Raw genomic sequence first — 19,461 nt, 5'->3', positions numbered from 1 at the left:
ACTATAGGATTTCTTTTCAATTTCTTTTCAATACTGGGATACAAAAAAAGGAGGCAGAGCCGATGGATGCGGTACTGTTTGTAGGTCACGGAAGCCGTGACGCGGAAGGAAACAGCGAGGTCCGGGCGTTTGTAAGCCGGCTCGCCGAAACGATGGAGCAGGGCATTATCGAAACCTGTTTTCTGGAGCTTGAAAAACCGACGATTTCGCAAGGGATACAGACTTGCGTCAACAGAGGGGCCACACGGATTGCCGTGGTGCCGATCATTTTATTTTCCGCCGGTCATGCCAAAATTCATATTCCGGGTGCCATTGACGAAGCGAAAGAGCGTTACCCTGGCGTTCAGTTCATTTACGGGCGTCCTATCGGCGTACATGAAGGTGTAGTCGACATCATGACGGCAAGATTGGGCGGGGCGGACCGGTTCCGTGAGGAAACGCCGGGAGATACCGCCGTGCTGGTTGTCGGACGCGGAAGCAGCGATCCCGATGCGAACAGCGAGCTTTTCAAAATTTCCCGCCTGCTCTGGGAAAAGCTCCAGGTTCCCTGGGTCGAAACGGCATTTATCGGCGTAACGGCGCCGCTTCTGGAGAACGGCATCGAGCGCTGCCTGAGATTGGGCGCGAAGAAAGTGATCGTGCTGCCTTATTTTCTTTTTACGGGGATTCTGATCAAACGGATGGAAGGCATGCTGCTCGACTTCTCCCTGCGCTATCCCGATTGTACGTTTGAGATGACCGATTATTTCGGCCTTGATCCGATTCTTGGCGGCATTCTCCGCGACCGCGCGGGTGAGGCGCTTCAGGACGAGGTGAAAATGAACTGCGACATGTGCTCCTTCCGTCTGGAAGCAATGAAACATATCGATCATCACCATCATCACGATCACGATCATGATCACCACCACCATCACGATCACGATCATGATCACCACCACGACCATGACCACGATCACGGGCATGAACACGAACACGTTCACGGACATGCGCACGATCACGACCATGCACATCATGATCACAGCCACGAACATCATGAACATGCGAATGGAGAGGAGCATCACGGTCACAACCATACGCATGGAGAGCAGCCGCACACTCATGGTCATGTTCATGACCATGGTGAGCATGAGGCGCACGCGCATAACCACGCGGACAACCGCCGTGCCGGAGACGAGGCCGGTGCCTCCGGCGGCGAAGCGGCGGCGTCTGCGCCGGGCCCTGTAGCCGCAGGCGCGGACGGCAGGGAGGGAGGACGATGATCCTTCTCCTGGCCGGCACAAGCGACGCCCGCGAGCTTGCGGTGCTGCTGGCGCAGGCCGGGCATCGCGTGCTGGCGACGGTCGTCACCGACAGCGCCGCCAAGAGCCTGGCCGACGCGGGCATCGCCGCCGCCGTCGGTCGCCTCGACGCCGAAGCTCTGGCGGCGCTCATCCGGCGCGAAGAGGTCTTGCTCGTCGTAGACGCGAGCCATCCCTTCGCGGAGGAAGCTTCGCGCAACGCCATGGCGGCGTCGAAAGCGGCGGCTGTGCCGTACGTCCGCTACGAACGCGAAGGGTCGGACCTGCAGGTCCGGCCCGGCATCGTGTTTGCGGACGATTACGCGCACGCCGCCGAGCTGGCGGCCGTTCGCGGCGGTGTCGTCATGCTGACGACGGGCAGCAAGACGCTGCATGTTTTTGCCCGGCGCCTTGGCGGGCTGCCGGACGTGAGGCTTGTCGCCCGCATGCTCCCGCGTCTTGACAATATGGAGAAGTGCGAGGAGCTCGGGATCGAGCAGCGCAATATCGTGGCGATGCAGGGTCCTTTTTCCAAGGAATTGAACAAGGCGCTCTATGCGCATTACGGCGTGACGCTGATGATTACCAAAGAAAGCGGGAAAATCGGCGCCGTGGACGAGAAGCTGGAAGCGGCTCTGGAGATGGGGATCGAAACGATCGTGATCGGCCGTCCGGGCCTAGAATACGGCATTCATTTTTCCGACTATGAAGGCGTGCTGAAAGCGGCCGCCGATCTTTTGCAGGAGGTATCTTCCTAATGGACTTTCGTACCGAATTTAAACCGCTGACGGTTCAGCCGCAGGAAATCGAAGCGAAAAGCTTCGAGATGATTACGGAGGAGCTGGGTCCTCATGACTTTACCGAGGAGCAGTATCCGGTTGTACAGCGGGTCATTCACGCATCGGCCGATTTCGAGCTGGGCCGAAGCCTTGTTTTTCATCCCCGTGCCATAGAAGCCGGAATTGAAGCGATCCGGGCGGGCCGCACGGTCGTGGCGGACGTTCAGATGGTGCAGGTGGGGATCAGCAAGCCCCGCCTCGAGAAATTCGGCGGCAAGGTCAACGTTTACATCTCCGATCCTGACGTGATGGAAGAGGCCAAGAGGCTGAACACGACGCGCGCGATCATATCTGTCCGCAAGGCGATCCGTGAAGCGGAAGGCGGGATTTTCGCCATCGGGAATGCTCCTACGGCTTTGCTGGAGCTGATCCGTCTGGTCAAGGAAGGGGAAGCGCGCCCGGGCCTTATCGTAGGCGTTCCGGTCGGTTTCGTTTCCGCGGCGGAGTCTAAAGAAGAGCTGCTGCAGCTCGATGTGCCGTTCATTACGAATATCGGCCGCAAAGGAGGCAGCCCGGTCGCGGTGGCGGCGGTCAATGCGCTGTCTCTGATGGCAGAGAAGCGGGGGTAAGCTTACGCCTATGGAAGAGCAGGGAGCCAAACCGCTCCGCCACGGCTACACGACAGGCTCCTGTGCCGCCGCAACGGCCAAGGCGGCTTTGACCGCGCTGATCGAGCAAGAGCTGCAAAACGAAGCGACGATCCGGCTGCCGATCGGGGAGATCGTCACGTTCACGATGACGGCCTGCTCGGTCGGAGAGGAATCGGCTTCTGCCGAGACGGTCAAAGACGGGGGGGACGACCCCGATGCGACTCACGGCGCCCGGATTATTACCGAGGTGAAGTGGCGATCGGAACCCGGGATCGTCATCGACGGCGGGATCGGAGTAGGCCGGGTCACGAAACCGGGGCTGCCCGTTCCGGTCGGCGAGGCGGCGATCAACCCCGTTCCGCGCAAAATGATCCGGGAAGCGGTAGAAGACGTCCTGAACGTGTACGGTTCCGACCGCGGCGTTCAAGTAGTCGTTTCCGTTCCGGACGGCGAGGAAATCGCGAAGAAAACATTGAACGGCCGTCTGGGGATCATCGGCGGCATTTCTATTCTGGGAACGCGGGGAACCGTCGTCCCTTTTTCCACGTCGGCCTACAAAGCGAGCGTGGCCCAGGCGATCCGGGTCGCCGTACGCTGCGGCTGCGAGCACATCGTGCTCTCGACCGGAGGACGTTCGGAGAAGTTCGGCATCGACCTGTATCCCGGGCTGCCGGAAGAAGCTTTTGTCGAGATGGGCGACTTTGTCGGCTTCGCTTTGAAGCAGTGCCGGGGCCAAGGCGTTAAGAAGATTACGCTCGTCGGCATGATGGGCAAGTTCTCCAAGCTGGCGCAGGGCGTCATGATGGTCCATTCCAAAAGCGCCCCGGTGGATTTCGGGTTTCTGGCCGAGCTCGCGGAATCGGCCGGCGCGGATGCGGAGCTCATCGGCGAGGTGCTCTCGGCCAACACGGCCTCCCAGGTAGGGGATCGGATGCAGGAGCTGGGCCTGACGGCTTTCTTCGAGGAAATGAGCAGCCGCTGCTGCCGGGAAAGTTTGAAGGAAATGGGAATGGAGCAGGCGTTCGGGGAGAACGACGGAGCTGTCACGATTGAAACGTTCCTGATCTCCATGAAAGCCCAGCTTCTGGGTCAGGCTGCTTTATACGGAAAGGGGAAAGACAAGTGAACAAACCCATTAAAGTGATCGGGATAGGGGACAACGGGGCGGAAAGCCTGCTCCCGGCGTACCGGCAGTGGATCGAGGAAAGCGAGGTGCTGGTCGGAGGAGAGCGGCATCTGGCTTTTTTTCCGGATTACCGGGGGGAGAAGAAGGTGCTGAAAGGCGGCCTGTCGGCAATGACGGATGGGCTTGCGGCAGAGGAACGGACGGTTGTCGTGCTGGCGTCGGGCGACCCGCTGTTCTACGGCATCGGCTCCCTGCTCGCGCGTAAGCTCACGGTGGAGCTGTATCCGAATCTGAGCTCGCTCCAGCTTGCTTTCGCCCGGATGGGCGAGAGCTGGCAGGATGCGCACGTCGTATCGCTGCACGGCCGCAGCATCAAGGGCCTTGCCCAGCGAATCGACGGCAGGTCGAAGGTAGCGCTGCTGACGGACGAGCATAATACGCCGGCCGCTATCGCCGCTTATCTGCTCGAGTACGGCATGACCGAATACCGCGCTTTCGTAGCCGAGAATGCCGGAGGAGCCGCCGAGCGCACGGGCTGGTACGAGCTGGAGCAGCTTGCACGTACGGAGTGCGCTGCGCTTAACCTGGTCGTGTTGAAGCGCACGGGTCCTTCACCGGTCTGGCCGCTCGGCATTCCCGACGAGCAGTTCGTCCAGCGCAAGCCGGACAAAGGGCTTATCACCAAACGCGAGGTGCGCGTGCTGAGTCTTGCCCAGCTTGCTCTCCGGCCGGACAGCGTGGTGTGGGACATCGGAACCTGTACCGGTTCCGTTGCCATCGAGGCGGGAAGGATCGCCCGCGAGGGGGCGGTTTTTGCCATCGAAAAAAACGAGGGAGATCTCGCCAACTGCCATGAAAACGCGCGGCGTTTCCGGGTCGATCTGACGGCCGTGCACGGAAGGGCGCCGGAAGGACTGGAGGCGTTCCCCGATCCCGATGCGATTTTCATCGGCGGTACCGGCGGAGAGATGAGGGAACTCCTGCGCATTTGTGCTTTGCGGCTGAAGCAAGGGGGCCGCATTGTGCTCAATGCCGTCACCATCGAGAATTTAAGCGATGCGATGCGCGCTTTTGCCGAAGAAGGGATGCGGACGGACATCCAGCTCGTCCAGATTTCGAGGAGCAAGCCGATTTTGCAGCTGACGCGTTTTGACGCGCTGAATCCGGTCTATATCTTGACTGCCGTGCACCCTCCTCAAGAGAACACGGATACATTCGACACACCTGTAGAAAAAGGAGACACAGCCACATGAGCGAATATGCAGCAAACGGCACCCGTTCGGGTGGTGCCGGACAACCCGCGAATCGCGCGGAATCAAGCGCAACAGGGACCCTGTACGGGCTTGGAGTCGGTCCGGGGGACCCCGAGCTTTTGACCGTTAAAGCGTTCCGCATTCTCAAGCAGTCCCCGGTAATCGCGTATCCGCGTAAAAAAAGCGGTGCCCAGAGCTACGCGCTGAAGATTGCGGAGACTTACGTCGATACGACGGCGAAGGAAATGCTGGGGCTGACTTTCCCGATGACGAAAGACCGGGAAGCCCTCGAAAAAAGCTGGAACAAGACGGTGGATGCCGTATGGGAACATCTGGCCGCGGGCCGGGATGTCGCGTTTCTTACGGAGGGCGATCCCATGCTTTACAGCACGTTTATCCATATGATGCGTTTTCTGAAACAGCGCCATCCCGAAGCGAAAACCGTATCGGTCCCGGGCATTTCTTCCGTCAACGCTTCCGCATCCCGGCTCGGCATTCCGCTGGCCGACGGAGACGAGCGGATCGCCATCGTTCCGGCAACGGACGACTACGGAGCGGTCCGGGAAGCGATCGAAGAGCACGACTGCGTCGTGTTTATCAAGGTGGCGAAAGTGATCGATCTTATGCTGCAGGTGCTCGGGGATCTCGGTCTTACGGACAAAGCGGCCGTACTCACGAAAGTGACGTCCGCCGAAGAATCCGTCTGGCTGGATGTGCGGGAACTTCAGGGCCGGCAGCTTGAATATCTGACTTTGATGGTGGTGAGAAAATGAGCCGAGTGGTTATTATCGGCGCGGGGCCCGGAGACCCCGATCTGATCACGGTAAAAGGACTTCGTCTGCTGCAGGAGGCCGATGTCGTCCTGTATACGGATTCACTTGTTAATGACGACCTGATCGCCCGGGCTAAGCCCGAAGCCGAGGTGCTCAAAAGCGCGGGCATGGAGCTGGACGAAATGGTCGCCCTTATGATCAAGCGGGTGGAGGAAGGAAAGCTGGTCGCGCGTGTTCATACGGGCGATCCTGCCGTGTACGGAGCGATTATGGAACAGATGACTCTGCTCAAAAAAGCGGGCGTTCCCGTAGAAATCATTCCGGGCGTAAGCTCGGTATTCGGCGCCGCCGCAGCGCTTCAGGCGGAGCTTACGATCCCGGATCTCACCCAGACGCTCATTCTGACGCGGGCGGAGGGCAGAACGCCAGTACCGGAAGCCGAGCAGCTCCGTGAGCTGGCCAAGCATCACTGCACCCTGGCTTTGTATTTAAGCGCAACTCTGGTCAAAAAGGTCGTCGGAGACCTCCTGGAAGCGGGCTGGAGCAAGGACACGCCGGTAGCCGTCGTTCAGAAAGCAACCTGGCCCGATGAGCTGATCGTCCGCACGACGGTGGAGAATCTGGAAGCGGATATGCGGAGCAACGGGATTCGCTCCCATGCGATGATTCTTGCGGGATGGGCGTTAGACCCTCATATCCACGATAAGGAATACCGCTCCAAGCTGTACGACAAATCGTTTACGCACCGCTACCGCCGCGGGGTGAAGCCATGATTTCCCTCCAGGAAGGAATCGTGCCGGAAATCCGGGTACGCTCCGATTACGCGGTTATCGCCATCACGAAGCACGGGGTGGAGCTTGCCCGGAGCTTGCTCCGGTCTTTCGGCGGCGTGGACGTGTATTACATGAGCAAGTTCGCGCGCGGAGATGAGGACGTTGTCTTTAACGGAGGCGTTGAGGGGTTAACGTCCGCAAGTACAACCGCTTCAGGGGCCGCGCCAGGCGAGGCGGCCGCTCCCAATACGGCAAGTCCTTACGGGGGCATCCAATTGTTCGAAGGAAGCGTCAGGATGCTGTTTCCCGCGTTATTTCCCGCGTACAAAGGAATTATCTGCATCATCTCGCTCGGAGCCGTAGTACGCATGATCGCGCCGCTGCTGCAGGACAAGAAAAAAGACCCGGGCATCGTCGTCATCGACGACAAAGGGGAACATGTCATCAGCGTGCTGTCCGGTCATTTGGGCGGCGCGAACGAGCTGGCCCGTGAAGTCGCCGCCGCGATGGGGGCCCGTGCGGTTATCACGACCGCTTCGGATGTCCAGAAAACGATCGCTGTCGATTTATTCGGCCGACGGTTCGGCTGGGAGTGGGAATCCGCCGACAAACTGACCCCGGTCAGCGCTTCGGTAGTCAACGAAGAGCCGGTCGCCGTCGTCATTGAATCCGGGGAGCCGGGATGGTGGACTCTGGACACCCCCGTTCCGCCAAATATCTGCAGCTACGGCAGTGTGCAAGAGGCGCTGGAAGCGGCACCGCATGCGGCGCTCGTCGTCACGCACCGGCTGCTGTCGTCGGCCGAGCAAACGATTCTGAACAACGGCGTCCTTTACCGGCCGAAGGTGATCGTACTCGGCATCGGCTGCAACCGGGGAACCCCCGCGGAAGAGATCGAGGAAGTGATCGCCTCCACGCTGGCCGAACTGGATTTTTCGATCCGCAGCGTAAAGACGGTGTGTACCATCAACCTGAAGGCGGATGAGGAAGGGCTTCTGGCCGTTTGCGGCAAGTATGGCTGGCCATTGGTCACTTATACGCCGGAGGAGCTGAACGAAATGCCGATGGAACAGCCGTCTCCTACCGTGTTCAAATATACGGGCGCGTACGGGGTCAGCGAGCCTGCCGTTCAGCGATACATCGGCGGCTCCGTCCCCTTGGCCCTTGTGAAGAAAAAATCGGGAAACGTAACGATTTCAGTCGGCATTCAGCCGTTCACCGAAGAGCTTCCCCAGTAAATAACGGCACACGGAAAGAGAGGGACAGAGATGGCTGCTGAGCAGGAAAAAGAACCGGGAACCCTTTCCGGAACGGCGGAAACGTCTGCCGCAGATTTTGTCCCGGAAGCGGGCGGTCCGATCGTCAGCCGGGCTAAGCGGCTCCTCATCGCGGGAACGGGCAGCGGCGTCGGCAAGACAACGGTCACGATTGGCGTTATGGCCGCTTTGAAAGCGAGAGGTTTGTCCGTACAAGGCTTCAAGTGCGGTCCGGATTATATCGATCCGACCTATCACACCGCGGTTACGGGCCGCCTGTCCCGCAATCTGGACAGCTGGATGCTTCCGGCGGACACCGTACGCGAGATTTACTGCCGGGCGTCCCGGGACGCCGACATCGCCGTCATCGAAGGCGTCATGGGTTTTTATGACGGCAAAAACCCGAAAACGAACGAAGGCAGCTCGGCCGAAATCAGCCTGCTGCTTCAATGCCCGGTCATTCTGGTCGTGAACTGCAAAAGCATGGCCCGCAGCGCGGCCGCCATCGTGAAAGGCTTCCAGCTTCTGGACCCGCGCGTCAGGATCGCCGGGGTTTTCGCCAATCTGGTCGGCAGCGAGGGGCATTACCGGATCGTGCGGGACGCTATCGAGCAGGAGTGCGGGGTCCCGGTAATCGGCTACATGCTGCGGGACGAGAATTTGGCGATGCCGGAGCGTCATCTGGGGCTGGTCCCGTCCATCGGGCGGGGCGAGCTGTCGCCTTTCTTCTCGCAGCTGGCGGAGCGTATTTCCGCTCACACGGATTTGGAGCGGCTCTTGCAGGCTGCCGATACGGAGCCGCTGGAAGCGTCTGCCCGGATCTTCCGGCCGCTGGAAGCGGATGGAGGCGGCACAGCGCCGGAGGCGCCTCGCAGCCCGCTGATAGGCGCGCACGCGAACGCGGATGCGGCTCACGAGAAGGTCCGCCCGCCGGAACCCCGGGTGCGTATCGCGGTCGCCAAGGACGCGGCTTTTCATTTCTATTACCCGGAAAATTTGGAGCTGCTTCAAGCTTACGGGGCGGAGCTCGTTTATTTCTCCCCGCTTGCCGGAGAGAAGCTTCCCGCCGGTGTTGACGGGCTCTACCTGGGAGGAGGCTTCCCGGAGGAGTTTGCCGAGCGCCTGGCGGGGCTTCAGGAGATGAAGCAGTCCATTGCCGAGGGCATCGTGTCGGGTCTGCCGACCTTGGCGGAGTGCGGCGGGTATATGTTCCTGACCGACGCGATCGTGGACACCTCCGGCAGACAGTATCCGATGCTCGGCCTCGTTCCGGGCAAGGTGACTATGCAGACTAAGCTTGCGGCATTAGGCTACAGGGAAGCGACGGGTACGGAAGGGAATTTCCTGCTCGGTCCGGGCGATACGGCGAGAGGGCACGAATTCCATTATTCCGTATTCGAGCCTGCGGCATCTGCGACGCTCCCGCCCGCGTACAAAACGAAGGGAATGCGCGGATCGAAGGAAGAGGGGGCGCTTAAAGGCAGCCTCGTATCGGGTTACACCCATCTTCATTTCGCTTCCAATCCCGACATGCCGCGCAGATGGATCGAGAAATGTCTTCTTTTCCGGAAGATGCGGGAGGGCCTTGTTTAACAACCCGGCCCAGATTCCCGGATGACTTTTTTTGCCCTGTGCGAAAAGAGACGGTCTCAGCTTACTGTTTTTACGCTATACCAAACGATTCAAAGGAACTACGGACATTGGAAGTTATCTGTAACCTAAACTTTTTCGGAGGTGCACCATACATGACTACAGCCGCAGCATCAATTCTGGGCCTGCTGAATAAAAGGCGTGCCGTGCGCGGGTACACGGAGCAGCCGGTCGAGGAGCAGGATATCCGCACGCTTTTGCAAGCGGCGGTTACAGCCCCCAATGACAGGCTGAGGGAACCCTGGCATTTTTACGTTATCCAAGGAGAAGCCAAGGTACGCTATGAGGCTGCTGCCGAAGCTTTTCTGACGGAAAGATTTCCGACCAAGCCGCATCTCGTGGAAGAGACGATGAAGGCCGTCAAAGGCGTGCCGCTCGTTATCGTCGTGACTGCGGACGTCATTCCCGGCGACGACCCTTCCAGCCGCGACAACGAATATGCGGCCGCCTGCGCGATATACGGCATGTGGCTTACGGCCGAAGAGATGGGTCTGGGGCTTGTTTGGCGGACCCGGGGAGTGGGGCTGGTCCATGACGGGCGCATGCACGAGTTTATCGGTTCCCCCGAGAACCGGAAGGTTGTCGGGACTCTTTTTATCGGTCACCCAGCAGAGCCCGCGAAACCTACGTCAAGAACCCCTTATGAAGAGAAAACGACCTGGCTGTAGTTTCCACTGTCGTTGACATTAAGAGTAAACGGGGTATAATAAATAAAAATCGATGCAATCAACGCGAAGACGGGAACAAGTAAGCGGTATTCGTTCCGAACAGAGAGCCGGTGGGTGGTGTGAACCGGCGGAACATGCAGGCCGAATGGATCCCCGAGCTTAAAGTGGAACGGAAAGCGGACCGGCGATGACGGTTCACGGAACCTGCTGCTTTTTTTAGCCGCATGGGGCCTTCCCAGTATACGGAAACGGCTTCTCCCCGTTATCGGAGATGAAGGTTTGTTCTTTTTGCGGTGCGCGGATTTAGGGTCCGGTACTTGCAGCAGGCAAACGAATAAGGGTGGCACCGCGGTCTCTCGTCCCTTCGACGAGAGGCCTTTTTTGCGTTTATTTTTTCCAATCCAATTCAGATTCACACAGGAGGTTTTGTCATGAAACGAGTACTTTCGGGCATTCAGCCAAGCGGTCAATTAACGCTCGGCAACTATATTGGGGCCCTTCGCAACTTTGTTAAACTTCAGAACGAGCATCAATGCTATTTCATGATCGTGGATCTTCATGCCGTCACGGTTCCTCAGGAACCGGCCGCACTGAAAGAACAGACGGAATCGGTAGCGGCGCTTTATATGGCCTGCGGAATCGACCCTGCGAAAGCCAGCGTCTTCCTGCAGTCCACGGTCAAGGAGCATGCCGAGCTGGGATGGCTCCTGACGACGCTGACATATATCGGCGAGCTGGAACGGATGACCCAGTTCAAAGACAAATCGGCCGGTAAGGAATCCGTCGGCGCCGGACTGTTCACATACCCTTCGCTGATGGCGGCGGACATCCTGCTGTACAACGCGGACCTCGTCCCGGTAGGCGAGGATCAGAAGCAGCACCTGGAGCTTACGCGCGACCTGGCGGCCCGTTTTAACCACCGCTACGGGGATACGTTCACGATTCCGGAGCCGTTTATTCCGGAAGTGGGGGCGCGCATCATGTCGCTGGACGATGCATCCAAAAAAATGAGCAAGAGCAATCCGAACCCCGGCAGCTTCATCGCCATGCTGGACGAGCCTTCGGTTATCCGCAAAAAGCTCAGCCGCGCCGTGACGGACTCGGGCCGCGAAGTGAAGTTCGATCCTAAGAACAAGCCGGAAGTCAGCAACCTCATGGGCATTTATTCCCAATGCGCCGATATGACGGTAGCCGAGGTGGAAGCGAGATATGAAGGCCAAGGCTACGGCGCCTTCAAGAAAGATCTCGCCGAAGTCGTCGTGGCGGCACTGGAGCCGATTCAACAGCGTTACCGCGAGATCCGCGAGTCCGGAGAGCTTTACGATGTGCTCCGCAAGGGGGCGGCCGAAGCGTCGGAGCTTGCGGGAGAAACGATCAAGCAGGTTAAAGAACGGATGGGCTTTGTTCTTCTGTAAAGCATCCGCTTCGGAACAATCATAAACAAGCATGCGTAAAAAAAGCGCCGCAGCGGCGCTTCGGGTTATTGTTTTCCCGAGGCTTCCCGCTTGCGGCGCATTTTTGCTTTTGTAGCGAATCCGAATCCCATAAAACCGATGGACAAGACGATAAACAGCACGACCAGCAGCGGCTCCCTCAGGGCGATGGCGAAGCTGATGCCTGCCAGAAGTAGAGTGCCGATCACGGCAAAAAGTAGTGCGAGTCCGCGACTCATTGAAAATCCCCTGCTTTCAAAGTTTTTTTGTTTGAGATGCGTATAGAATTCTTCAGCCGTCACATACTATCTTTGCAAGCTTGCAAATACATCAAGAATCTTAACTGACCGAAAGGAGTCTGATCCCAATGGGAACTGGACAATCTCGCAGCAGCAACGTACTGGTAGTACCTCAAGCTAACCAAGCTCTGGAACAATTGAAATACGAAGTAGCTCAAGAACTCGGCATTCAAATTCCTCAAGATGGTTACTACGGTTACATGGCTACTCGTGACACTGGCGCGATCGGTGGACACATCACTCGTCGTCTGGTGCAAATCGCCGAGCAGCAGCTGGCAGGTCAAGGCCGCTAATCTTGCGGAAACTGTAATACGCAGTCTTTATATGAGCCCGAGGGACTTGTCCCTCGGGCTTTGCCTTGTGATCCCGCCGATGCGGACACGGCAAAACCGCGCCGGTATTGGCGCGGATTAACCGTTTCGTTTCGTTGTACCTAAGTTTATGCTGCGCCCCGTTCTAGTAGCTATCCACACGGAGCCGCTTCTGAAGACGGTCGTCGCTGAGCCAGCCGATATAGGAATCGAGCGGCTTGTAGCTGTGGTCCATGAGCAGCACGGCAACGAATGGATACTGCTTGCGGTGCCGGTACCTTACATCGCTCCATCTTACTTCATAACCCCAGGGCTTTTCAATGACCTGAGCGCACGCATGGCCCGAGAAATAAAGGAAAGCCTGGATGTCCTTGTGGCTTTTGGACGCTTCCGCCGCCGGATGGATGTCGCATTTGACCTGATCGATCCACCGGAGATTCCCTTTTCGCAAGTCTCCAAGGGTGTATAGGCCGTCCTCGCCCTGCTTGACCACATTCCACGCCGTTAAACTATAGGTGGGAATGGCCATATATTTATCCCCGGCTTTGTGTACGGGATCTTGGACCGGCAGCTTCTTTTCCACCAGATAGTGGGCGAGTGTCCGCCATACGTAATAGAGAGCGATCAGCCCGTACAGCACAGGGAAAATCAACGTGGGTTCCGCGGCGTGAACGGCCCACATAAATATCGCGACAAGGTGAGCGGTAAAAATAAACGGATCGAAAATGTGGATAATGTTCCACGATATCCATTTCTGGTTAAAAGGCCGGAAGGCCTGCGTTCCGTACGTGTTGAACAAATCGGTAAAGACATGAAACGCCACGGCGATCAAAACCCACATTCCTAAATGCAGGACGGGCACACCCCGGAAAATAAGGGCGAGAATACCCGTGATAAGCAGAGTCCAAAGAGCGACGAACGGCAGCGAGTGCGAAATGCCGCGGTGATTGCGGATATAAACGGCATTGTTTTTGAACCTGAGCAGGGTATCGAAATCCGGAGCCTGCGAGCCCAATACGGTCCCGATGAAAACAGCGGTCATGACCGAAGGGTTGGAGGCTACTACCGGATCCACCATGGATAAGCCGGCGAGGCCGAAGCCGATGACTAAATGGGTTCCCGTATCCACTGGCTCTCCTCCTAAGCTGGAATTGTCTTTGACGGTATATTATAGTTTACCATGTTCGGTGTGAATTTAAATCAAGCGGAGGGGAAAAATGAGTAAAGTTTTTGTTGAATACGCCATACTGCCCGAATCGCGCGAGGTTTACCTGTCCTTTATGCGGGAAAGACTCCGGGATAACGAAAAACTCTCCTTATTGGAGGGGACAGACCAGCCTAACTTGTTCGTCGAGATATGGACTCCCGTTTCCCCTGACGAATATACGCGTATGCGGGAAGTCCGTCTCGGCAGCGGAGATCCTATATGGGGGCGTATGCACCCGTGGATCAAAGGCGGCCGGGAAAAGCTGCACATCTGGCATTTCCGGTCCATCGGTCCGGATGAGTAGAAGGGCATTCCGGCTACGTTTCATTAACCTTTAAAGACGGGTTAGAACCTGAAAAGGCCTGCGGCTTAAGCAAAATAAAGCTGCCGGGCAATAGGAAAGCCCCGGCTGTCTGCCGGGGCTTCATCTTGAATCCGTTACCGGGGCTGAACCGGCTTGTTAAAATAGTTCAGCGGCTCGTCAAACGTCACGTAATCCAGATTGACCATCAACAGAAGATAGCGCACGCCCGTTTTGGGATCGCTGATGATGATGTGATCGCGCCCTGCCGCTTCGATAACACCGCGGAAAATTTTCGCGTTCCATTCTTTGTTGTTCTCGTACGTCATGTAGAAGGTGCCGACTTTGCCCAGATTGAGCCGCAGAATGTTCTCGATGAACGATTCTTCCAGAGGAAGCTGGCTCACTCCGCCCGGGACGCCGGTGCCGCCCGATCCCGCTCCCGGAGGAGGATATTGGCCCGGATAGGACGGATAGCCGGGTAATTGCGAGCCCGGAAACGGCATTCCGGGGAACTGAGAGCCCGGGGACGAAGGATAGCCGCCCTGCGCGGTGCCGGGGAAAGACGGGTAAGTCGTGTAGCCTGGGGCGGTCGTACCGTACGTTTTGCTGCCTGGATTTGAACTGATCGTCATGGGAGTTACACCCTCCTTGTAATGCCCACTAGGTTCGCTATTGCGCCGGCTTTTGCCGGATGGGCGCTTTTCCTTACTTAGCATATGGTCTAGGCGCTTGTCTCGTGACACAAAAAAAACCTTGCGCCGGCACTAAAGCCGTCGACAAGGTATTCATTAGGGTTATTCCGCGGCGAGGACGAATTTATATCCGACTCCCCACACGGTTTTGATATATTTGGGATCTTTGGGATCGACTTCGATCTTCTTGCGCAAATTCGCGATATGTACGTCAATGGCCCGTTCCGTTACAAAAGAATCGATGCCCCTGATCCGGTTAAGCAGCTCCTCGCGGCTGAACACTTTTCCTTCATGCAGCCAAAGCAGTTTAATAAGTTCAAACTCGGAGAAAGTTGTTTCCACAGGTGTGTGGTTGACATATAAACAGCGCTTATCGGTATCCACATGAATGGACGGCGGAGCCTCCCGTGTTACGGGGGCGGATTTGGCCTTTACGATTTGAGACCGTCTGAGAAGAGCCTGAATCCTGGCGGAAAGTTCTCGCATGCTGAAAGGCTTACATAAATAATCGTCAGCGCCGATCAGCAGGGCTTTTACGCGGTCGGACACATCGTTCTTCGCAGAAACCATGAGGATAGGCAAGGAAGACAGACTGCGGATATCCGCGCACAGCTTCATCCCGTCGGAATCGGGGAGCATGATATCCAGGACGATCAGGTCGGGCTCGAATTCTTTGAAAAGGCGGAGCCCCGATTGACCGTCCGAAGCGCGTTTTACCGTGTAGCCGTCTTCCATCAGGTAAATCGACATCATATCCCCAATGCTGTTATCGTCCTCAATGATCAGAATGCTCGACATTAAGGGGGACCCTCCTTGCATGAGGTTGATGAAAAATGTTAGGAAAATGTTTAGGAATCTAAATCTTTTCTAACTGCTTTCTTTAATTTTCCTAAAACCATTAATTTAACTATACTAAATCCGTTTTGTGACGTCTAGGAAAGAATTCGTCGGGAACGTGGCGGGACCGTCTGTCCGAATTCGACAATATGATGACAACTCATGCCATTTCATTGTCAAACGGTGCCCTGCTTGATATGATGAGTGAGTACGAAAGACAAGATGACTCGTTATGGTTTTGATGAATTTCTATGGAGGTTGAGATCCTTGGATAAACAATTAGGATACAAGGCTGCTCCCGATACGGCGCTTCACGCGGATCATCAAGCGGAAGTCGAATCGGCGGTGCAGACTGATGTTCCTTCGGAGCCGGCTACCTGGAAAGATTATTTCGCCCTTACCAAGCCGGGGATTATATTTTCGAATCTGATTACCGCTTTCGGCGGATTTTGGATCGCATCGGCGGGAAACTTTACGATAGACTGGTTTTTCCTGATGATTTTCACCCTGGTCGGCACGGCGCTTGTCATGGCTTCGGGAACGGTGCTTAACAACTACCTGGACCGCGATATGGACGCCAAAATGGAACGGACGAAGAAGCGGGCTACCGTAAGCGGCAAAATCAAGCCGTCCGTGGTGCTCGGCTACGGGATTATTCTCGGCATCGCAGGTATCGCCCTGTTGTTTGTCGCGGTGAACCCGCTAAGTTCTCTTCTCGGTTTGACCGGTCTTTTCCTGTATGTGTGGGTTTACACGGCCATCTTCAAACGCACTTCTGTATGGAGCACGTTCGCGGGAAGCTTCTCCGGAGCGGTTCCGCCGGTGATCGGTTACTGCGCCGTATCAGGCAAGCTCGATATGACCGGGCTGATCCTGTTCCTCATCATGTTCCTGTGGCAGCCGCCGCACTTCTGGGCGCTTGGAATCCGCAGGAAGGAAGAATACCGTGCAGCCGGTTATCCGCTGCTGCCAGTCGTGAAGGGCAACTACGTCACCAAAGTAAGCATGATGCGTTACATCGTCCTGCTGGTGCCGGTTTCCCAGCTTCTCTTCTTCTACAGCGGAGACGCTCACGTTGGACCGCTGTATTTTTTCGCGGCAACGATCATGGGGCTGATCTGGGCCTTTATGGGTTACAAAGGATTTAAGACGAAGGACGACGACAAATGGGCCAAAGGCATGTTCATCTATTCCGTGAACTACCTGACGCTGCTGTTTTTGATCATGGTGGTCGATTCGACCATTATGAATTTATAAGGTAGATTACCCAAACTTGAATCCAGATGAACAAGACATCCCATGGCAACATGGGATGTTTATTTAGAGGGGAGAATTGTATTTATGGCGGGTGGATTTTGGGCAAAAAACTGGTTTAAGGTAGGTATTACCGTCGTTCTGCTTGCGATCATCGCATCGTTTGCCTACAAATTATACGGTCAGGAGCAGGCCAGCGCTTATTTGAAGGATAAGCCGGTCGGCACCGCAGCGCCTTTTGAACTGACGGATACGGAAGGCAAGAAGGTTTCTTCTTCCGATTTCGACAACAAGGTTAAACTGGTGTATTTCTTTTTCGCAAGCTGTCCGGACGTATGTCCGATAACGACCAATTTTTTATCCAAAGTCCAAGATGAGATGAAGGCCCAGAAGGTATTTGCGGACAAAGCGGACATCGTATCGATCTCGTTCGATCCGGCCAGAGATACGCCTGCCGCCCTTAAGGAGTATGCGATCCGCAACCGCGCCGATTTCACGGGATGGAAATTTCTGACGGGTACGGACGAACAGGCAATGGCACAGCTGGCCAAGAAGTATCTTGTGGGTGTCACGAAGGACAACACGGGGAATTTCACCCATACCAACGTCATCCTGCTGGTGGACAAAAAAGGCCAGATCCGTACGTACTACAATCCGGGCAGACCCGATCTCGATTACAAAACCATCGTGAAAGACATCAAGTCGTTAAGCAAGGAATAGGAGCGGAACTTATAAGGCAGGAGCCGGGGGATACACAATGTATTCTTCGAGCCCTGCCTTTTCCAGTTGCTGGATTAAGTACTCTTCCGGTGTGCCTTCCACGCCAGCGTACCCGCGTCTCGTATAGATTTGCTCGCCGTCCGGGAACAGGTCCCGGAGGCGGCCCCGGATTTTTTTGCCGGAGGAATCATTATCGGTAAACACATAGACTTCACTCGTCCCGACTTTTTTCTTCAGCTGTTCCAAAGCTTCGGTGCCGGGAGTTCCGTATGTACAGTATATATTCACTTCACTGCTGAGCAGACGCCTAAGCCTGCTGCGGTCGTTTTTTCCCTCTACAATAATGGCGATAGACATATTCCCGGTTCCTCCGTTCAAGCTTGTTCCGTTGGTCTGTTCAAGGTGCAGATAAGTGTCGATATTTATTATAATGGACAAAATTCCGGCTCACAAATAGAGCAATCGGCAAAGAACGAGGTGCATTTCCTGGGAAATGTCGAAACGGCAAAAAGACGGCTTGAACGCTCAAGCCGTCTTTCACGCCTTTTGCGGGCGCTAAATATTAGATGAAGGTGCGCAAACTGAATCAGGCAGCCGCGGGTTTGTGCCGCAGAATCCGGAACGGAAGCAGAGTCAGTGCGGCCATGAGGATGACGAAGGCAATGAAGTAGGGCGAGATGGAGTCGCGGAGCTTGCCCGCCACCATCGGACCGATAAAAGCGCCGATGGAGTACGCGATGGAGAGGAGCGAGAACACTCTGCCGTAACGGTTGCTGCTCGTTATTCCGGCGAGCAGGGTTGCGAGCGACGGAAAAATAAGGCCTTTGGCCATCCCGATCATAAACAGGGTGACCGTCAAAGGAAGCGGCCAGTCCACCGCGAGGCCGAAGAAAAGCACCGCGAGGGCAAGGGCGCCGGAAACGGTCCGGCGGGCGGGCGGTATCCGGTTCAGGAACAGCATGCTGAGCGTAACGAGAGCGCCGAGACTGATCAGAGAGAAGAAAAGGCCGGAAGTAAGCAGCGAAGTCTGGGCTGTTTTCATCAAGGGAAGCTCGAAGAACAAAATTCCCTGCGAACAGGAAATCGCCAGCGGAACGAAGTAAAACATCCACGGAATTTTGTCCGCGCCTCCGGCAAGACCTCCGTAGTTGTCCGCTACCGGCGCATGAAGCTGTGCGGCCTTCCGTCCGGTGCCCTGCGAATCGGGTGACGGAGCGGCGGATTTCGTGCCGCCGCCTCCCGGCTTGCGGGACATGGCGACGGATACGCTCTTCCCCGCGGAACCGGCCCCCGTGTGAAGCGGGGGAGCCGCGGCTTCCGGGCGCGTTTCTTTCAGCCACGGAATGGAGAGCAGCCCCGTCACGATAAGCAGCCAGCCGAGAAGGGTGAAGGAGGCCGTGAAGCCGAATTGGGCGACCAGATAGGCGCCGGCGGCGGGCGAGACGACGGAAGCGAGCGTGTGGATCAGCCCGTTACCGGCCATGAGCTTGCTCTGGTGCACGCTGTCTTTGGCGATTTTGGCCAGCATCGACAAGCAGGCGGGAGACAGGAAGGCGAGAACGAAACCGCTGATGGAACGGATCATCAGAAGCTGCCAGGGGTCTTTAACCTGCGATTGAAAGATAAGTACGATACCTGCTACAATCAGGCTGAACACGATGAAGAGCTTGCTTCCGTATTTATCGACTCCGTATCCGGCAAGAAGATTGCCGGGGAGATGGGTGAGGGAATACATGCCCATGATCAGACCGATAAAAGAAGGCGCCGCGCCCAGGGACAGGGCGAAAGGTGTCAGAATGGGGTATTGGGCATGTAAGTCGAAGAATGCGACAAACATGAAGAAATAGAGCCATATTGCCGTTTTCATACGTAGCACACCGCCTCGTTATTTTTGCTGGCGAAACAACTTCTCGGTTCCGTTCGTCTTTTCTAGATGTACGCCCCTTGTCCCGTACTTATGCTACCGTTAGCGTTCAGGCACGTAATAGGAAAGGAAGAAGGTGGCCGTATGGACCGTTTCATTGTCGCTCTACTGGCTGCGCTCGGCGCTTTGGCCGTTATCCGGTTTTTGAAAACGAGGCGCAGCGTACGGCAGGAAACCGACCGCGATGAACAGATTCGGCAGGAATTGAAGGAGCTCCGCAGGAAACGGGAAGAGGAATAAAGCCTTTCCGCCGGGCGGAGCCGGCAATTTATTTT

22 protein-coding genes are annotated in these 19,461 nt (G+C 56.4%); 16 read left to right on the top strand and 6 right to left on the bottom strand.

Going from position 1 to position 19,461, the window contains the following annotated elements:
• The first annotated feature begins 62 nt into the window (after nucleotides 1–62).
• From PCH01S_RS23030 to trpS, 11 genes are all read left to right on the top strand, one after another.
• Nucleotides 63–1,259, top strand: a complete 1,197-nt coding sequence (locus PCH01S_RS23030; RefSeq protein WP_042233528.1) for a sirohydrochlorin chelatase — start codon at nucleotides 63–65, stop codon at nucleotides 1,257–1,259.
• Nucleotides 1,256–2,035 carry a precorrin-6A reductase gene (gene cobK, locus PCH01S_RS23025; RefSeq protein ID WP_042233526.1) on the top strand — a complete coding sequence of 260 codons (780 nt, stop codon included), beginning with the start codon at nucleotides 1,256–1,258 and terminating at the stop codon, nucleotides 2,033–2,035. Before PCH01S_RS23030 ends, cobK begins: the two co-directional genes overlap by 4 nt.
• Complete coding sequence (locus PCH01S_RS23020; protein ID WP_042233523.1) at nucleotides 2,035–2,685, top strand: precorrin-8X methylmutase; 651 nt, start codon at nucleotides 2,035–2,037, stop codon at nucleotides 2,683–2,685. Before cobK ends, PCH01S_RS23020 begins: the two co-directional genes overlap by 1 nt.
• A 10-nt stretch (nucleotides 2,686–2,695) precedes the next feature.
• Nucleotides 2,696–3,832, top strand: coding sequence for a cobalt-precorrin-5B (C(1))-methyltransferase (locus PCH01S_RS23015; protein ID WP_042233521.1), 1,137 nt, complete (start codon nucleotides 2,696–2,698; stop codon nucleotides 3,830–3,832).
• Entirely contained in the window at nucleotides 3,829–5,085 is a 1,257-nt protein-coding gene (locus tag PCH01S_RS23010; RefSeq protein ID WP_042233519.1) for a bifunctional cobalt-precorrin-7 (C(5))-methyltransferase/cobalt-precorrin-6B (C(15))-methyltransferase, read from the top strand. Before PCH01S_RS23015 ends, PCH01S_RS23010 begins: the two co-directional genes overlap by 4 nt.
• Nucleotides 5,082–5,858: a precorrin-2 C(20)-methyltransferase gene (cobI, locus tag PCH01S_RS23005; protein WP_042233516.1), complete on the top strand. Its 777-nt coding sequence runs from the start codon at nucleotides 5,082–5,084 to the stop codon at nucleotides 5,856–5,858. Before PCH01S_RS23010 ends, cobI begins: the two co-directional genes overlap by 4 nt.
• Nucleotides 5,855–6,631 carry a precorrin-4 C(11)-methyltransferase gene (cobM, locus tag PCH01S_RS23000; protein ID WP_009673080.1) on the top strand — a complete coding sequence of 259 codons (777 nt, stop codon included), beginning with the start codon at nucleotides 5,855–5,857 and terminating at the stop codon, nucleotides 6,629–6,631. Before cobI ends, cobM begins: the two co-directional genes overlap by 4 nt.
• On the top strand, nucleotides 6,628–7,869 hold the full coding sequence (locus PCH01S_RS22995) for a cobalt-precorrin 5A hydrolase (protein ID WP_042233514.1): 1,242 nt from the start codon (nucleotides 6,628–6,630) through the stop codon (nucleotides 7,867–7,869). The genes cobM and PCH01S_RS22995 overlap by 4 nt, the downstream gene beginning before the upstream one ends.
• Before the next feature lie 30 nt (nucleotides 7,870–7,899).
• Nucleotides 7,900–9,480 carry a cobyrinate a,c-diamide synthase gene (locus PCH01S_RS22990; protein WP_042233512.1) on the top strand — a complete coding sequence of 527 codons (1,581 nt, stop codon included), beginning with the start codon at nucleotides 7,900–7,902 and terminating at the stop codon, nucleotides 9,478–9,480.
• 152 nt (nucleotides 9,481–9,632) lie between these two features.
• Entirely contained in the window at nucleotides 9,633–10,205 is a 573-nt protein-coding gene (locus PCH01S_RS22985) for a nitroreductase family protein (RefSeq protein WP_042233509.1), read from the top strand.
• Between the two features lie 431 nt (nucleotides 10,206–10,636).
• The gene (gene trpS / locus PCH01S_RS22980; protein ID WP_042233505.1) at nucleotides 10,637–11,620 is read left to right on the top strand and encodes a tryptophan--tRNA ligase; all 984 of its coding nucleotides are present in this window, start codon (nucleotides 10,637–10,639) and stop codon (nucleotides 11,618–11,620) included.
• A 65-nt stretch (nucleotides 11,621–11,685) separates the two neighbouring features.
• Here trpS and PCH01S_RS22975 read toward each other — a convergent pair whose 3' ends face one another.
• Nucleotides 11,686–11,877 (bottom strand): DUF5325 family protein, encoded by a 192-nt coding sequence (locus tag PCH01S_RS22975; RefSeq protein ID WP_009673090.1) that lies wholly within the window; start codon nucleotides 11,875–11,877, stop codon nucleotides 11,686–11,688.
• Between the two features lie 128 nt (nucleotides 11,878–12,005).
• Here PCH01S_RS22975 and PCH01S_RS22970 point away from each other — a divergent pair, with 128 nt between their 5' ends.
• Complete coding sequence (locus PCH01S_RS22970) at nucleotides 12,006–12,230, top strand: alpha/beta-type small acid-soluble spore protein (protein WP_042233503.1); 225 nt, start codon at nucleotides 12,006–12,008, stop codon at nucleotides 12,228–12,230.
• 163 nt (nucleotides 12,231–12,393) lie between these two features.
• Here PCH01S_RS22970 and PCH01S_RS22965 read toward each other — a convergent pair whose 3' ends face one another.
• Nucleotides 12,394–13,377 carry a metal-dependent hydrolase gene (locus PCH01S_RS22965; RefSeq protein WP_042233501.1) on the bottom strand — a complete coding sequence of 328 codons (984 nt, stop codon included), beginning with the start codon at nucleotides 13,375–13,377 and terminating at the stop codon, nucleotides 12,394–12,396.
• 88 nt (nucleotides 13,378–13,465) lie between these two features.
• Here PCH01S_RS22965 and PCH01S_RS22960 point away from each other — a divergent pair, with 88 nt between their 5' ends.
• Nucleotides 13,466–13,759, top strand: a complete 294-nt coding sequence (locus PCH01S_RS22960) for a hypothetical protein (RefSeq protein ID WP_042233499.1) — start codon at nucleotides 13,466–13,468, stop codon at nucleotides 13,757–13,759.
• Between the two features lie 134 nt (nucleotides 13,760–13,893).
• On the opposite strand, the gene gerQ is transcribed toward PCH01S_RS22960, so the two are convergent.
• Together gerQ and PCH01S_RS22950 are read right to left on the bottom strand one after the other, a co-directional pair.
• On the bottom strand, nucleotides 13,894–14,391 hold the full coding sequence (gene gerQ / locus PCH01S_RS22955; RefSeq protein WP_042233497.1) for a spore coat protein GerQ: 498 nt from the start codon (nucleotides 14,389–14,391) through the stop codon (nucleotides 13,894–13,896).
• A gap of 162 nt (nucleotides 14,392–14,553) precedes the next feature.
• Nucleotides 14,554–15,249, bottom strand: a complete 696-nt coding sequence (locus tag PCH01S_RS22950) for a response regulator transcription factor (protein WP_042233494.1) — start codon at nucleotides 15,247–15,249, stop codon at nucleotides 14,554–14,556.
• 306 nt (nucleotides 15,250–15,555) lie between these two features.
• On the opposite strand from PCH01S_RS22950, the gene cyoE reads away from it, so the two are divergent.
• Both cyoE and PCH01S_RS22940 read left to right on the top strand, forming a co-directional pair.
• A complete protein-coding gene (gene cyoE / locus PCH01S_RS22945; RefSeq protein ID WP_042233491.1) occupies nucleotides 15,556–16,545 on the top strand; it encodes a heme o synthase in 990 nt (329 codons plus the stop codon).
• A gap of 84 nt (nucleotides 16,546–16,629) precedes the next feature.
• Nucleotides 16,630–17,262: an SCO family protein gene (locus PCH01S_RS22940; protein WP_042233489.1), complete on the top strand. Its 633-nt coding sequence runs from the start codon at nucleotides 16,630–16,632 to the stop codon at nucleotides 17,260–17,262.
• Between the two features lie 9 nt (nucleotides 17,263–17,271).
• Here PCH01S_RS22940 and PCH01S_RS22935 read toward each other — a convergent pair whose 3' ends face one another.
• A complete protein-coding gene (locus PCH01S_RS22935; RefSeq protein ID WP_042233487.1) occupies nucleotides 17,272–17,619 on the bottom strand; it encodes a toprim domain-containing protein in 348 nt (115 codons plus the stop codon).
• 229 nt (nucleotides 17,620–17,848) lie between these two features.
• Nucleotides 17,849–19,129, bottom strand: a complete 1,281-nt coding sequence (locus tag PCH01S_RS22930; RefSeq protein ID WP_042233485.1) for an MFS transporter — start codon at nucleotides 19,127–19,129, stop codon at nucleotides 17,849–17,851.
• 141 nt (nucleotides 19,130–19,270) lie between these two features.
• On the opposite strand from PCH01S_RS22930, the gene PCH01S_RS30965 reads away from it, so the two are divergent.
• Nucleotides 19,271–19,426, top strand: a complete 156-nt coding sequence (locus PCH01S_RS30965) for a hypothetical protein (protein ID WP_164977155.1) — start codon at nucleotides 19,271–19,273, stop codon at nucleotides 19,424–19,426.
• Nucleotides 19,427–19,461 lie beyond the last annotated feature (35 nt).

The sequence above is a fragment of the Paenibacillus chitinolyticus NBRC 15660 genome (genome assembly GCF_000739915.1).
Taxonomy (GTDB): domain Bacteria; phylum Bacillota; class Bacilli; order Paenibacillales; family NBRC-103111; genus Paenibacillus_F; species Paenibacillus_F chitinolyticus.
This window is presented reverse-complemented; position numbering and strand designations above follow the sequence as displayed.

Coding starts and splice junctions, on each gene's coding strand:
- PCH01S_RS22975 (WP_009673090.1), bottom strand. CDS start 11,877: ATGAGTCGCGGACTCGCACTACTTTTTGCCGTGATCGGCACTCTACTT.
- PCH01S_RS30965 (WP_164977155.1), top strand. CDS start 19,271: ATGGACCGTTTCATTGTCGCTCTACTGGCTGCGCTCGGCGCTTTGGCC.
- gerQ (WP_042233497.1), bottom strand. CDS start 14,391: ATGACGATCAGTTCAAATCCAGGCAGCAAAACGTACGGTACGACCGCC.
- PCH01S_RS22990 (WP_042233512.1), top strand. CDS start 7,900: ATGGCTGCTGAGCAGGAAAAAGAACCGGGAACCCTTTCCGGAACGGCG.
- PCH01S_RS22960 (WP_042233499.1), top strand. CDS start 13,466: ATGAGTAAAGTTTTTGTTGAATACGCCATACTGCCCGAATCGCGCGAG.
- PCH01S_RS22970 (WP_042233503.1), top strand. CDS start 12,006: ATGGGAACTGGACAATCTCGCAGCAGCAACGTACTGGTAGTACCTCAA.
- cobM (WP_009673080.1), top strand. CDS start 5,855: ATGAGCCGAGTGGTTATTATCGGCGCGGGGCCCGGAGACCCCGATCTG.
- PCH01S_RS22950 (WP_042233494.1), bottom strand. CDS start 15,249: ATGTCGAGCATTCTGATCATTGAGGACGATAACAGCATTGGGGATATG.
- PCH01S_RS23020 (WP_042233523.1), top strand. CDS start 2,035: ATGGACTTTCGTACCGAATTTAAACCGCTGACGGTTCAGCCGCAGGAA.
- trpS (WP_042233505.1), top strand. CDS start 10,637: ATGAAACGAGTACTTTCGGGCATTCAGCCAAGCGGTCAATTAACGCTC.
- PCH01S_RS22935 (WP_042233487.1), bottom strand. CDS start 17,619: ATGTCTATCGCCATTATTGTAGAGGGAAAAAACGACCGCAGCAGGCTT.
- cobI (WP_042233516.1), top strand. CDS start 5,082: ATGAGCGAATATGCAGCAAACGGCACCCGTTCGGGTGGTGCCGGACAA.
- PCH01S_RS22930 (WP_042233485.1), bottom strand. CDS start 19,129: ATGAAAACGGCAATATGGCTCTATTTCTTCATGTTTGTCGCATTCTTC.
- cobK (WP_042233526.1), top strand. CDS start 1,256: ATGATCCTTCTCCTGGCCGGCACAAGCGACGCCCGCGAGCTTGCGGTG.
- PCH01S_RS22995 (WP_042233514.1), top strand. CDS start 6,628: ATGATTTCCCTCCAGGAAGGAATCGTGCCGGAAATCCGGGTACGCTCC.
- PCH01S_RS23015 (WP_042233521.1), top strand. CDS start 2,696: ATGGAAGAGCAGGGAGCCAAACCGCTCCGCCACGGCTACACGACAGGC.
- PCH01S_RS22940 (WP_042233489.1), top strand. CDS start 16,630: ATGGCGGGTGGATTTTGGGCAAAAAACTGGTTTAAGGTAGGTATTACC.
- PCH01S_RS22985 (WP_042233509.1), top strand. CDS start 9,633: ATGACTACAGCCGCAGCATCAATTCTGGGCCTGCTGAATAAAAGGCGT.
- PCH01S_RS23030 (WP_042233528.1), top strand. CDS start 63: ATGGATGCGGTACTGTTTGTAGGTCACGGAAGCCGTGACGCGGAAGGA.